This is a genomic window from Bilifractor sp. HCP3S3_D3 (assembly GCF_052063915.1).
Classification (GTDB): Bacteria; Bacillota; Clostridia; order Lachnospirales; family Lachnospiraceae; genus Bilifractor.
On sequence record NZ_JBQHWP010000016.1, the window covers coordinates 25,617 to 39,474 of the forward strand.

The window sequence follows — 13,858 nt, forward strand, 5'->3', positions numbered from 1 at the left end:
ATTGCCACAGTCCGTCTGTTTTCTTTGTCTCCGTGCAGCATTACAGACCAAGCAAATCTTCAATATTCTCCCTGGGCTGGACACCAACTGCGCTCGCCACTGCCTTTCCGCTCTTAAGAACAAGCAGGGTAGGAATACTGGAAATCCGATATGCCGATGCCAGCTCCGGTTCCTCATCCACATTTACCTTGCCGACCTTGTATTTTCCCTCTGCCTGCGCAGCCACTTCCGAAATAACCCCGGAAAGCATCCGGCAGGGTCCACACCAGGCTGCCCAGAAATCCAACAAAACCGGTACCTCGGACTGCAAAACCTCTCTCTGAAAATTATTCTTCGTGATTTTTATTTCCGCCATGATAAGCTCCTTTCTGCCCGACCGGGTCTTGAATAGGATTCAACGCTTTCTGATACACTTACTCTATACCTTCTTGCGGGACATTTCTGTGACAAGGTCACATAACAGAAAAAAGATAAACAAATGATGCCGCCGGACCCTGACGGGTCCGGCGGCATCTTAAAACAATCTATCATTCAGTTTATATGATTCATTCTCATTCAATGGTATTCAGATCCACGGTATAGTCTCCCGGATCCTTGGAATGAAAGAAGACCTTTACACGCTTGCCAATGATCTCCTTTCCGGGATATTCCTTCATGGAACGGCTTGTGAAGGTGTGCTCTACATGTTCCTTGAAATCGCGATATCTGCAGATCACATAGTACTCAACCCCGGAAGAGGCATCTGCACGGAGGTTTCTCGTGATTCCGATTACGTCCGCAAAGATCCAGCCCCCGACAGGAATCCAGCTCGTATCCTCCTGCACCTGCTCTGCTCCGGAAGAATAAGAATTCTGCTCCGCAGCGCTGTTCTCCCTGTATTGCTGACGGTAAAGGATCGCCGGCGTGATTCCCAGCAACAGGAGAACCGCACCGATCATCTGAAATCCGATGTATCTTACAGTACTGATACCCGCCTCACGAAATCCAAGAACAATCAGGCCTATACCGACCGCTCCCGCTATTCCTCCGAGAACTCTTAACCTTTCTAATCTCTTCTGCTTATTATCCAAAGTCTGCTCCTCTTCTTCTGGAAATTCCTCGTATTAAACGCGGAATAAATTGTACGCTATCTATTCGTGTTAAATAATAATATAGCATCCTGCGAAAAAAAGTCAAGCCGACCGGTTCCATTTCACAATTTGTTCAGAAGCCGCTGTTCCGGCAAGGTCAAAAGAACGCCGTGTTTATCGCAATTCATCTCGCCACCTATAAAGGTGAGGAATTTCCTGCTCACGGCGTGTTAAACTCAGCCAATCCCGGCCAGCACACCGATTCCGTGAATCAGGAGCGCCATCAGCCAGGCAATGACGCACTGGAAAATCACCATTCCAACCGCCCATTTTCCTCCGAGTTCCCTGCGAACCGATGTGATGGCGGCAACACAAGGTGTATACAAAAGGCAGAACACCAGAAGCGACGCAGCCGCCAGCGGTGTAAGCGTCTTAAGCAGAGCTGCCGTACTGCCAAACAGCACATTCAGCGTCGAAACCACGCTCTCCTTTGCGAGGAAACCGGAAATAAGCGCCGTGGATATTCTCCAGTCGCCGAATCCGAGCGGCGCAAAAATCGGTGCAATTCCTCCGGCAATAATCGCGAGGATACTCCTGGATGAATCCGCCGCAACCTGAAACTGCGGGGTAAAGGTCTGAAGGAACCAGATCACAATGCTCGCAATAAAGATAATGGAAAAAGCTCTCTGCAGGAAATCCTTTGCCTTCTCCCAGAGAAGCTGCAGAACGCTCTTGGCGCCGGGCATCCGGTAATTCGGAAGCTCCATGACAAACGGAACCGGTTCTCCCCGGAACAATGTTCCCTTCGACAGCAGTGCGACAAGAATGCCGGTAAGGACTCCCAGAAAATACAGTCCGACCATGATCAGCCCGCCTCTGCCCGGGAAAAATGCCGCGGTGAAGAATCCGTAGATCGGGAGCTTTGCCGTACAGCTCATAAACGGTGTGAGCATAATGGTCATCTTCCGGTCACGGTCTGACGGAAGCGTACGGCTCGCCATGACACCAGGCACCGTACAGCCGAATCCGATCAACATCGGAACAATGCTTCGGCCTGAAAGTCCCAGCTTCCGCAGCAGCTTATCCATGACAAAGGCAATCCGTGCCATATATCCCGTATCCTCCAGAAGAGACAGGAAAAAGAATAATGTCACAATAATAGGAAGAAAGCTCAGCACACTTCCGACACCCGTGAAAATACCGTCGATGACAAGAGAATGCACTACCTCGTTGACATGGGCTGCAGTCATCGCATGATCAACCACTACAGTCAGAGCGTCTATTCCCCTTGCCATCGCATCCTGAAGAAACGCTCCGATCACATTGAATGTAAGCCAGAAAATCAATGCCATTATACCGACAAATGCCGGTATCGCTGTGTATTTTCCCGTCAGGATCCGGTCAATCTTCTGACTTCTGAGCCGCTCTTTGCTCTCTCTCGGCTTAACTACTGTCTCATCTACCAGATGCCGGATGAAATCAAACCGCATATCGGCAATCGCTGCCTTGCGGTCCAGACCCCTTTCCTTTTCCATCTGAATGATGATGTGCTCGATCATCTCCTTTTCATTCTGCTCCAGCTTCAGGGCATTCTCAATTCTCTGATCTCCTTCCACCAGCTTCGTTGCCGCGAACCGCATCGGTATACCGGCTGCCTCCGCATGGTCCTCGATCAGATGCATGATTCCGTGGATGCATCTGTGTACCGCTCCGCCGTCCTCGTCCTCACTGCAGAAGTCCTGCCTTCCGGGCCGCTCCTGATATTTTGCCACATGCAGTGCATGCTCGATCAGCTCCTCAATACCCTCATTCTTCGCGGCAGAGATCGGCACAACCGGAATTCCAAGCATCTCCTCCATCTTGTTGATATGGATGGAGCCGCCGTTTCCCTGTACCTCATCCATCATATTCAAGGCAAGGACCATCGGAACATCGAGCTCCATCAGCTGCATCGTGAGATACAGATTCCGCTCGATGTTCGTCGCGTCCACGATGTTGATGATGCCTGTGGGATGCTCATTCAGAATAAACTGCCGGGAAACGATCTCTTCACTTGTATAGGGCGAAAGGGAATAGATCCCGGGAAGATCTGTGACACTAGTATTCGGATGATTCCGGATCGGCCCGCTCTTCTGGTCCACCGTAACCCCGGGAAAATTCCCCACGTGCTGATTCGCCCCGGTCAGCTGATTGAACAATGTCGTCTTGCCGCAGTTCTGGTTTCCGGCAAGCGCAAAGGTCAGCGTCCTGTCAGCCGGGAGCGGATGCTCTCCGGCCTTCACATGGTACTTCCCTCCCTCTCCGAGTCCCGGGTGCTCATATCTGCGCTGCTCTTCCCGCCTTCTCTTCGCCTCGTCATCCGCGGATACCGCGCGATTCACCGGTACCAGATCGATCTGCTCAGCATCCGAAAGCCGGATTGTCAGCTCATACCCGTGAATCTTCACCTCCATCGGATCGCCCATCGGCGCGTACTTCACCAGCGTGACCTCTGCATCCGGAATCAGTCCCATATCCAGAAAGTGCTGCCTAAGCGCACCTTCACCTCCAACTCTGGTGATCCGCCCGGTTTCGCCGATCTCCAGATCTCTCAGTGTCTTTCTCTTTTCTTTTTCTATGCTTGCCTTTTCAGTTTTTGCTGCCATACGAATTCCTGCTCATCTCCTGTAAAAATGTTAGCTTAAGCTTACTTTTGTAAAAATCCTACAACAAGATCCAATATAAGTCAAGCCACGAATACAGGAAACAGCCATGCAGTATATCGCACTGCACGCTGAATAAGCCACGGAATCCATACCCTCAGCTGATTCTCCACCTCACATGACTTCCATTGTCATCCTTCACCACCTGCAGCTGATCCTCGATCTCCTGCCTCAGCTCTGTCACATGCGAAATGATGCCGATCAGCTTCGTTCCGCCGTCCATCTCCTTGAGAACACGCACTGCCTGGTCCCTGGCATGATCATCCAGCGATCCGAACCCCTCGTCAATGAACATGATGTCCGGATGGATCGAGGCGGAGCTTTCCTGAATCTGATCCGCGAGGCCGAGTGCCAGTGAAAGAGCTGCTATGAAGGATTCCCCTCCGGAGAGTGTCCGCACCTCCCGTTCCTGACCATTGATAAAGGAGTAGACCATGAGGTCCAGCCCACGGTTTCTCCCCTCTCCCGCCATCGAATCATCTACCATCCGCAGCTCGTACTGTCCCGCTGACATTTCCGAGAACCGGATGTTCGCCGCGTGCAGAATCCTGCGAAGATAATATCTCTGAACAAAGGTTTCGATATCCATTCTCGCACCGGTCACCTTCCCCGCAAGGCGATTGTACAGGCTGTCAATCCGCGAAAATTCCTCCGCGATTTTTCCTCGCTCCCGCAGAACGGACGCAAGCTTCCGGTATGCCGCAGAATCCGCCCGGAAGATCTCCCTGACACGTTCTCTCTCTGCCTGAATCCTGCGATACCTCTCTTCTTCCTGATCTCTCTTCCTGCCAAGCGCATCCAGATCCGGTTTCGTCTGACCGCTGACCGCCTTGCGGGCAGTATCCAGCGCGCCCTGTGCAGATGCCTTCTCGCGCTGGAAACGTTCGATCTTCTCCTGAAGACGGGTGGCTTCCTCACGCGTATGTTCTTCCAGAACGTTCATCCATTCCTTTTCCGTCAGATTCTTCTCCTTGAGCAGCGACCGGTAACTCACTTCCCGCTCCTCCGCTGTTTTCTTCTGCTGCGGAAGAGATCGTTCAAGCCGCGCAATCAGTGTCTCTGTCTTTTCTTTTTCTGCCCTGGCTCTCAGAGCCCCGTCTCTTGCCAGCTGATAGCTCTCTTCCGCCTTCTGATTCTTCTCCTCTGCCTCTCGAAGAACACGCGCGGCATCTTCCTCCGTTTCGAAATCCCTGCGCTCCATCAGCTGCTGGTACTGCGCCTTGGCAGCGGCGAGAGCCGCCCTGTCGTCGGATGCCCTTCGAACAGCCTCATCCTTGATCTGAAGGAGGGCTTTGCTCTGCTCCTCCCAGGCTTCCAGAGACTGATTCAGCTCCGTAAGTCTCCGATACGACCGCTCCAGCTCTTCCTTCTTCGTTTCCAGTTCCCTCCGCCACCGCTTCATCGCTTCTGACATCTCCATAAATGACGGCTTCTCTGATAGTGACACCTCCGGGATCACCTCGATCAGATGCTTACGGAATTCTTCAAGCCCGGCGCGCGCCTGCTTTCTTTTTTCTTCCAGAAGATCCGCGGCCGCCTTCGCAGCCGCTGCCCTTTCTGTCATGATCCGGCTGCTATTCCCGACCTCCTCCGCGAGAGTGTCAATATCCTCTTTCGTCAGATTCGTATGCCGTTCCGGCAGCCGGCAAGGATCTGGGTGAATTCTTGACCCGCAGACGGGACAGGGTTCGCCCTCGACAAGCCTGGCGGCAAGAAAACCTGCCTGATCGTTCAGGAACTCTGTCTGCCGCTGGTTGTATTCACTGTTCTTTTTCTGATACTCCTTCCAGGCATCTCTGTATTCCTCCGCGGCTTTTTCCGCTGTTTTCTTCTGCTCTGAATACTCACCCGCTGCCTCTGATACCCTGGTTTTCTCCTCGAGGAGCCGGTTATATCCGGTCAGAGTATTCTCCCGGAAGAGATTCCACCGCACATCCGCATCCGCAAGACGTGATTTCTCCCCGGTCCACTTCTCCTTCTGCGTTTCAAGTCTCTTCCGTTCTTCTTCCGCCGCGACTGCTGCCTTATTTGATGCGGCTGCCTTCTTCTCCCGATCCGCTACGGCTTCCCCTGCCTCCGTAATCTGACGAAAAAGATCCCTCGCTTTTGACACACGTTCCCTTATCTTTGTAAACCGGTCCGCCTCCTGCCGGCGGTTATCATCCGCCGTCTTCTCCAGATCCATCGTCTTCTCATATGCCGTTCTTTGATCCGGCAGCGCCGCCTCAAGCCGGTTCAGCTCCTTCCCGGTTTCTTCCGCCGTCTGAGCGGCTTCCTGAAGGCTCCTGAAGACCTGTCTGACCTCGATGGCATTCTGAATCGACCGGATCAGCTCACCTTCCGCGCGGATCTCCTCCTCATGCGCCCGGCATCCGGCCAGCACCTTCTCCGCATCCTCCATCTGCCGGAATGATTGCAGAATTCCCTCGGCCTTCGCATAGGCTTCCCGCGTCAGATCTCTCGAGGTACATGAGTCCCTGTAATCCTTTTCCAGCTCTTCCTTCCTCGAGTTCATATATTCGTTCAGAAGAGAAAGTTCCTCCAGAAGGCTCTCCGCTTCCGCGACATTCAGTCTGTCGCCGTCGATCACCTGCTGTTTTTCCGCCTGTATCACTCCGGCGCGCACGTATTCTTCCGGCACCTCGATGTGTCCGGCCTCCAGACGGCAGGCCGTCCGGACCTCTGCGATATCGGAGAGCTTCTCCTTCCTTCTCCTTGCCAGCTCATCGACGATATCCTGATATTTCTCGGTCCGGAAAAGCTTCCGGAAGATTTCTTTTTTCTTATTCGAGTCCGCCCGCAGAACCTCCATGAATTCTCCCTGCGCGATCATGGCGACCTGCGTGAACTGCGTCTTTGTAAGGCCGATAATATCGACAAGCTTCGCGTCGGTTTCCTTCTGCGGATATACGGATCCGTCCGGCATCTCCAGCGATACGGATTCCGATTCCATGCGGCTTCCCTTACCGCGCTTCAGCGCTCGGAGGTGACGGGGAACCCGGCGCACCCGGTACTCCTCAGAAACGGTCCCCGCCTTTTCTGAAAAGGTCAGCTCCACATAGGGCTCTGTCCGGATATCAGAATACTGGCTTTGCAGTTCCTCACCGTCCTTACGGTTCCGGTTTGAGCTTGCCTCTCCGTACAGAGCAAAGACAATCGCGTCGAATATGGTGGTCTTTCCGGACCCGGTATCCCCGGTAATCAGAAAGAGATTCTGGTCCGGCTTTGTGAAATCTATCTCCGTTCTCTGTCCGTACGACCCGAACGATTGCATGACGAGTCTGATCGGTCTCATGGCAGTTCCTCCCCCACTGTATTGATGACATCCTCCAGAAGGCTTCTCTCCCCCTCATCCGGGTTGCCCAGGAATGAACAGCAGAGATCATAGGTATCCATGACAGCCTCTCCTGTATATTCCGCCTGATAATCAACCCCCGGCAGTCCCTCTCTCCTGATTTCCAGAAGATTAGGAAATGCGCTTCGTATACGGTCCTGCAGATCCAGCGCATCCGCCTCCTGTATATCCGTGAGCGTCACAACCGCGTAGTCCTCGCATCCCTGCCGGAGAACCTCCTCCAGATCTCCCCGCACAATGCGGATCTGCCTCAGCGGCGTAAGCGGAAGAACGGAGACAGACCGCTCTCCCTTCCTCCCCAGATTCACCTCGACAATTCCTTTCTGCTGACCGGCCTCACTGACCGAGCACGCCATCGGCGTCCCGCAGTACCGCGCATACTCACTGCCGACCCGCATCGGCTTGTGGATATGTCCAAGCGCCGCATAATCAAATCTCTGAAGAACATCCGCCGTTACACGGTCGATATTTCCGATCGTCAGGATCTCGGAATCCATGCGCTCAACATCCGTTGCATTCGCTCCCTTCGGAAGGTAGAACTGATGACTCACGAGAACATTCCGTTCCCGTGTGTCAATCTCCTCTCTGTCCAGCAGCCGGTGTATCGTCTCGTCGTAGCTGAATCCGCTTCCGTCTTCCTTCACCCCGATAACATTCCGCACCATGGAGGGCCGCACAAAAGGAAGCAGGTAAAAATGGACCGCACCGTATTCATCCCGGAGGGTCACCTGCTCCACATGATCCTCTTCCGACTGTGGCGGAATTCCGATCATGTGGATTCGCTCTCTGTTCAGGATCCTCCGGAACAGATTCACGCGGGGCGCGCTGTCGTGGTTCCCGCTGATCATCATAATCTCAGCATCCGGAACCGCCTTCCGGAGCCCGGAGATGAAGTCATCAAAAATCTCCACTGCTTCTGCCGATGGCACAGACTTGTCATAGATATCTCCGGCGATCAGAACGGCGTCCGGCTTCTCGGCCTCCGCCTTTTCAACAATCTCCCGGAGAATAAACCGCTGATCTTCACCGAGATCCCGATTGATCAGCTTCAGACCGATATGAAGATCCGATAAATGAAAAAATTTCAAGATTCCGCTCCTTCCTTCTTTCTTGTCCTTTCCCCTGAAATTTCCAGCACGGCATCATACCGCTCCGCGACCTGCCCCAAATACTCCAGATACGCCCGTCTGGTCCTCTCGGGACGCAGAATCTGAATGCCGCTCCCAAGCGCTGTCAGCCACCCGAAAAACTGAGGGCTTACTGTAACCGGAACCATCACCGTGAATCGGTCCGCACCCGCCGGGATCAGTATTGAATCGATGCCGAACCGGTCGATGATCACACCCGCAAACCGGTTGTCGCAGATCAGTGTCACCCTGACATCCTCCCCGGAGAACATCCCGAAGGTCTTCTTCTCAAAGACTGCAGGATCAAAATCCTTCGCCAGATTCTTCCCCTCTCTCGGCTCAGGTTCGATCTCAAGATTCATCATCTTGTCCACCCGATAGTGACGCATCATGTCACTTTCCTTTTCATACGCGATCAGATAATAGTTCTCATCATCCCAGATCAATGCCCACGGGCTGACGCGGTAGCGGGCGCCGTTTCTTCTGAAGCGATATTCCTTCCGCACCGTCCATTCCACGTACTGAAAGGTAATCTGCCGGTTTTCATAGATCGCACTGTGAATGGCATCCGTCACGTAGAAAACTGTCTCATTCTTTGCTTTCGGACGGTTGTACAGAATAATCTGTTTCTCAAGCAGCTTTCGCTGAGGCTCTCCGACGAAGCCGATCAGCTTCTCAATCAGCTCCCCGGATTTCTTCTCGGTGATCGACTTCGACACCTGAACCGCGTCCACCAGCATCCGCAGTTCCGGAATCTCAAATTCACGCTCACCAATAAAATACCCGTGGTCTCTGCCCTTCCGTATGACAATGTCCGCACCCCATTCTCTCAGCGTATCAATATCACTGTATATACTCCTCCTGTCGGTCTCTATATTGTAGCGCCCCTTCAGAATATTCCCCAGCTCCGAAGCGGACAGGATGTGGTCCTCATCTGTCATCTCCCGCAGAATCGAATAAATATAGAGCATTCTGAGCTTCTGTCTCTGTACAGCCATAGTACCTCCATAAGATCGAACATGTATTCTTCTAAATTATATCATCCCACTTTCCCTTCTGTCTGCATATTTTTGTACAATGTAACTAGTATATTCTTCGAATACACAGGCAGAGGCGGCGCACGCAAGAAGCATACAGGACCCCTTCCTGACCCGCTGTTCCTGCCGTCTCCAAAGAAAGGAGCTTCACGCATCAAGCGCCCCCCGCAGGAGCCTCAATATGAATATCCGGATTGCAGAAGGCAGGAGGCTGTCTCCTTCAGGGAAACAGCCTCCTGCCATATCATCTGATCATTTATATTTTTCCATCCGTACCGGATTCTGTACCAGATATCATGCACATCCTCTGATATGCCTGTCCGGTCTGAAACCGGCATCATGATACAATATCCCGAAAATGGAACTCCTTCTTACCGGACGCATAGTCCCCGACGATCTGGCCGTGACCGTACAGCTTGTATTTGTAGGTCACCAGCCCATCGAGTCCAACCGGCCCTCTCGCGTGAATTTTTCCGGTGCTGATCCCGACCTCCGCCCCGAACCCATAGCGGAACCCGTCCGCGAATCTCGTAGAGCAGTTCTGGTATACGCCGGCAGAGTCCACCAGTTCCATGAATCGCTCGGCAGTCTCATCATTCTCCGTAATGATGCAGTCGGTGTGATGAGATCCGAAGCGGTTGATGTGATCGACAGCTTCGTCCAGATTATTCACCAGTTTCACGGAAACTATGAGATCCAGGTACTCCCGGAACTGATCCTCGCCGATGGTCTCGCCCCCGATCATCGAGGTGACCTCTTTGGTCCCGCGGATCTCCACGCCCTCCTTCCGCAGTGCCTCCGCAAGCTTCGGAAGAAATGCCGGCGCAACCGACCGGTTCACAAGCAGCGTCTCCACCGCATTGCAGGCGGCAGTGTACTGCGTCTTCGCATCGATGATAATCGGAATTGCCTTCTCAAAATCCGCGTCCTTGTCCACATAGATATGACAGATACCGTCGGCGTGTCCCATAACCGGAATCTTTGTGTGGTCCATGATATAACGTACGAAGCGGTTTGATCCTCTCGGAATCAGAAGATCCACGCAGTCATCACAATCCAGAAGCTCATCGATCTCATTATGCTGTTCCGCCTGTATCATGCAGTATTCCGGGAGTCCTCCGGCGACCGCGGCTTCGTGAATCACCCGGAAGAGGACACGGTTAGTCTCCGCGGTCTCACGTCCGCCCTTCAGGACCGCACAGTTTCCGCTCTTGATACAGAGCGATGAAATCTGAACCAGCGCGTCGGGACGGGCTTCGAAGATAACACCGATGACACCAATCGGACAGGTGACCCGCTTCAGCAGCAGTCCCTCATCCAGTTCCCGTACCAGCGTTTCCCGATGGATCGGATCCGGAAGGCTTATCAGGAGCCGGATTCCCTTTTCCACATCCGCAAGCTTTTCTTCACTGAATTTCAGTCTCTTCCGAATCGCCGGCGCGACCTGTTCCGCATCGGCTCTCTCAAGATCCTTCCGGTTCGCCGCGAAAATCTCTTCCTTATGACGTTCCAGACTCTCCCCGATCAATTTCAGAACATGATTTCTCTGTTCCAGGGTAGACGAAGCGACTTGCGGCGCGACCCGCTTCATTTTGCGAACTTCTTCTCTGATCTCCATTTCTCTGACCTCTTTTCTGTCAAACTGACCGCTCCCGCAGGCGAATCCGCAGCGCCAGCCTTCCCGCCGTCCCGCGGACCTTTGAACACGGACCGCTCCCGCAGGTTTCCGGTTCATACGTGCAGCCATCCAATCATACATCATTTTCAAACGCCGGAATGACCGTCCCCGCGCGGCTGACAAGACCGACAAGCCGGCGGTACTGCAAGGCACTGCTTTCCCGTCCGGATCTTTACAACAGTCTCTCACTCCAGATGCTTCTCGAAATTACCCGAGATATTGACACCGGAATTTTCAACGACGAAGGCATCCGGATCAAATTCACGGACCAGCCGTCTCAGTCTCGGTGCCTCGTACTTGTCTACAATTACATAGAGAATATTTACATCATTTCCGCTGAATCCGCCTTTTCCTTCCCATCTCGTCACCGATCTGCGAAGCTCCCGGATAATGCTTTTTTCCAGGGCCTCTACATCCTGCTGTGTGATGATGTGAAATTCCTCCTTGATGTTCTGCGAATAGAACCGGTCAAGCGCATACGATGTGATAAACGCGGAAAAAAGCGAATAGATCAGAATGTCAATCGGATAATTGAAGGCCATAATGGCAAAGACAACAATATTGACGTACAGGTTGGCATGTCCCACGCTGGCCCCGTTCCTCTGGTGCACAATCAGCACACCGATCAGATCCATTCCTCCGTCGCAGGCTCCCATCCTCAGCATCAGTCCCATCATCGCGCCGCAGATTACACCTCCGATCAGGGCGGCAGCCAGACGGTTGTCCACCAGCGCCTGCCTGGGAACCGGAAGCAGCACAAGGAACACAGATTCCGCTGTAATACCGAGAATGGTCTTCGCAAAATAGAGCTTTCCCATCAGCTTGTGCGCCAGGACCAGGAACGGAATATTGACCAGATAATAGAGGATACCCGCGACGTCGACGCTCCCGAATCTGAGTCCGACAACCGATGTCAGAAAGGAACGCAGCAGCTGACACAGTCCCAGAACTCCGCCGGTATAAAGACCCGCAGGTACAATGAAAAAATTGATGCCCACCGCGTAAATAAATGTACCAAGAAGAAGCACCATAATCCGCTGAGCCTCATATCCCTTCCCGCTCTGTGATAGATGAATCCTGTACATTCCGGCATCTCTCCTCTCATTAATCAGTTCCGTCCCGCGTCTCGAAATCCCTGCCTGCCCCGGCCGTTACAGCATTGCAAATTTGAAAACAGTCTACCATAAACCACCATAAACTTCCATACCAAAACCTGCGCATACACCTGCCGCCCGCCCCGGCTGTTTCTGTTAACGATTATCCGGTACGGGGAATAATATCCTGCCTTTATCCGGACAGTACCTGCTTTCAGAAGTCTGCGGACGGACCGTGCCATCAAACTGTACTTTCCCCGCCTTTCAGACAAGCCGTAAATCCGTGTGCAGCAGCAAAAAATGACTGATATCGGGATGATTTTGACAAGACATTCATATATTCGTCATATATATTCGTAAAGCAGAGCAAAAGGTCTATAGACTGCCGTTATAATCCGCACGGCAAAGAGAGGATAAGAGATGAAAATCAATAACATCACGAATGTTGAGAAATTTTTTGAAATCGTAGACAGCTGCAAGGGAAGAGTGGAACTGGTTACTGCCGAGGGTGACACGCTGAACCTGAAATCAAAGCTCAGCCAGTATGTATCCCTGGCAAACATTTTTTCCAATGAGGCTGCTATTCCGGAGCTCGAGATCATCGCTTCTGATCCGGAAGATATCCGCAAGCTCATGAACTTCATGATCGACGGAAATGCGTAAGAAACGCGTGCAGGAAGCCCTATGCGGCTATCTGTCCAAAAACGGCAGGATCTCCGAAAAGGCGATCCTGCCGTTTTTCTGCGTGTGCCCACATAGTGGATAAAGCCATCCGCTCTGCTGCTTATCAGCTCCCACCACTGCCGCACGCGCCGGCTTCGTTAGTCTGTCGCGGCATTAGCCTCGCCGTTTCACACCCCAAAAACCCCTCTGACTTTCGAATACCGCTCTGAATATCGAATACTCTTCCGAATTCCGAATACCCCTCTGACTTTCGAATATCTCTCTGAATATCGAATATCCCTCTGAGTATTATTCAGGACAGCGCAGATGTCCCGGCAGTGTCTCCGTCCTTCACGGAACTGCCGCCGGAGAGCGAATAGGAATAAGAATAATAGCGCAGTACATGTTCCACATAATCCGGATCACCGTAGGAGCTCCATCCATTTTCATATGCCTTCATATTTGAGAATGTGGAAGCATTCTCCTCAGAGTAGCCGCCGTAATTCTTCCTGGCCCATTCAATGTAACCGGTACCGAAGTTGTATCCCTGCACAGCCAGCGAAATCCCCTTAATGTCGTCCGGTCCACGGACATCGGCAGCATCAAGAGCCGCCGCAAGTTCCCGGACACCGGCCCGGATTGAATAATCCGGATCTGTAATTGTCTGTCCGGCATAGCGCTCATTATAAAAGGAAGCGGACGCCTGCATGGGATCTGTTCCGTCACCCCTTGATTCCTGCATCATGATTGCCTTGATCAGCCCGGTATACTCGCCAATAGAGTATTCGTCTGCATATTTCCGGATTACATCCGAATAATTCTCCACCTGGTCGCTCACCAGATCCTTGCGGATCGTAATTGTGGTATCCTTTTTCGTTACTTTCCGCACATTAGCCATCTGTTCGTTCTGTTCCATTGTCCCCACAGCGATAAACACCACAATCAGGGCTGCCACAGGGATCACGACCCTGCCGCCTGCATGATAGAGATAGACGACAGCCCGCCCGAACATTCTCCAGAAACGAATAAACTTTCTCCAGAAACGTTTCTTTCTGCTGCGCCGTCTGCGTCTGGTATTCGTTTTTCTGTATCCGGATTTCTCACTCATAACATCTCTCCCCGGGTTTTAATT

10 protein-coding genes are annotated in these 13,858 nt (G+C 52.5%); 1 reads left to right on the top strand and 9 read right to left on the bottom strand.

The genetic code is table 11. The features are described 5' to 3' along the window. Window positions 1–40 precede the first annotated feature (40 nt). The 8 genes from trxA to ACTNDI_RS10345 form a co-directional block, all read right to left on the bottom strand. Complete coding sequence (gene trxA / locus ACTNDI_RS10310; protein ID WP_441100902.1) at window positions 41–355, bottom strand: thioredoxin; 315 nt, start codon at window positions 353–355, stop codon at window positions 41–43. A gap of 196 nt (window positions 356–551) precedes the next feature. Next, window positions 552–1,070, bottom strand: a complete 519-nt coding sequence (locus ACTNDI_RS10315) for a hypothetical protein (RefSeq protein WP_441100903.1) — start codon at window positions 1,068–1,070, stop codon at window positions 552–554. 236 nt (window positions 1,071–1,306) lie between these two features. Then, window positions 1,307–3,715 carry a ferrous iron transport protein B gene (gene feoB / locus ACTNDI_RS10320; RefSeq protein ID WP_441100904.1) on the bottom strand — a complete coding sequence of 803 codons (2,409 nt, stop codon included), beginning with the start codon at window positions 3,713–3,715 and terminating at the stop codon, window positions 1,307–1,309. A gap of 154 nt (window positions 3,716–3,869) precedes the next feature. After that, a complete protein-coding gene (locus tag ACTNDI_RS10325) occupies window positions 3,870–7,067 on the bottom strand; it encodes an AAA family ATPase (RefSeq protein ID WP_441100905.1) in 3,198 nt (1,065 codons plus the stop codon). Continuing rightward, window positions 7,064–8,215 carry an exonuclease SbcCD subunit D gene (locus ACTNDI_RS10330; protein ID WP_441100906.1) on the bottom strand — a complete coding sequence of 384 codons (1,152 nt, stop codon included), beginning with the start codon at window positions 8,213–8,215 and terminating at the stop codon, window positions 7,064–7,066. Before ACTNDI_RS10330 ends, ACTNDI_RS10325 begins: the two co-directional genes overlap by 4 nt. Beyond that, a complete protein-coding gene (locus ACTNDI_RS10335; protein ID WP_441100907.1) occupies window positions 8,212–9,252 on the bottom strand; it encodes a helix-turn-helix transcriptional regulator in 1,041 nt (346 codons plus the stop codon). The genes ACTNDI_RS10330 and ACTNDI_RS10335 overlap by 4 nt, the downstream gene beginning before the upstream one ends. A gap of 376 nt (window positions 9,253–9,628) precedes the next feature. Next, window positions 9,629–10,909 (bottom strand): glutamate-5-semialdehyde dehydrogenase, encoded by a 1,281-nt coding sequence (locus tag ACTNDI_RS10340; protein WP_441100908.1) that lies wholly within the window; start codon window positions 10,907–10,909, stop codon window positions 9,629–9,631. Between the two features lie 245 nt (window positions 10,910–11,154). Continuing rightward, window positions 11,155–12,054 carry a YitT family protein gene (locus ACTNDI_RS10345; protein ID WP_441100909.1) on the bottom strand — a complete coding sequence of 300 codons (900 nt, stop codon included), beginning with the start codon at window positions 12,052–12,054 and terminating at the stop codon, window positions 11,155–11,157. A gap of 429 nt (window positions 12,055–12,483) precedes the next feature. On the opposite strand from ACTNDI_RS10345, the gene ACTNDI_RS10350 reads away from it, so the two are divergent. Beyond that, entirely contained in the window at window positions 12,484–12,726 is a 243-nt protein-coding gene (locus ACTNDI_RS10350) for a polya polymerase (RefSeq protein WP_441100910.1), read from the top strand. Window positions 12,727–13,039: 313 nt separating this feature from the next. On the opposite strand, the gene ACTNDI_RS10355 is transcribed toward ACTNDI_RS10350, so the two are convergent. Further along, entirely contained in the window at window positions 13,040–13,834 is a 795-nt protein-coding gene (locus ACTNDI_RS10355; protein WP_441100911.1) for a lysozyme family protein, read from the bottom strand. Window positions 13,835–13,858: the final 24 nt, after the last annotated feature.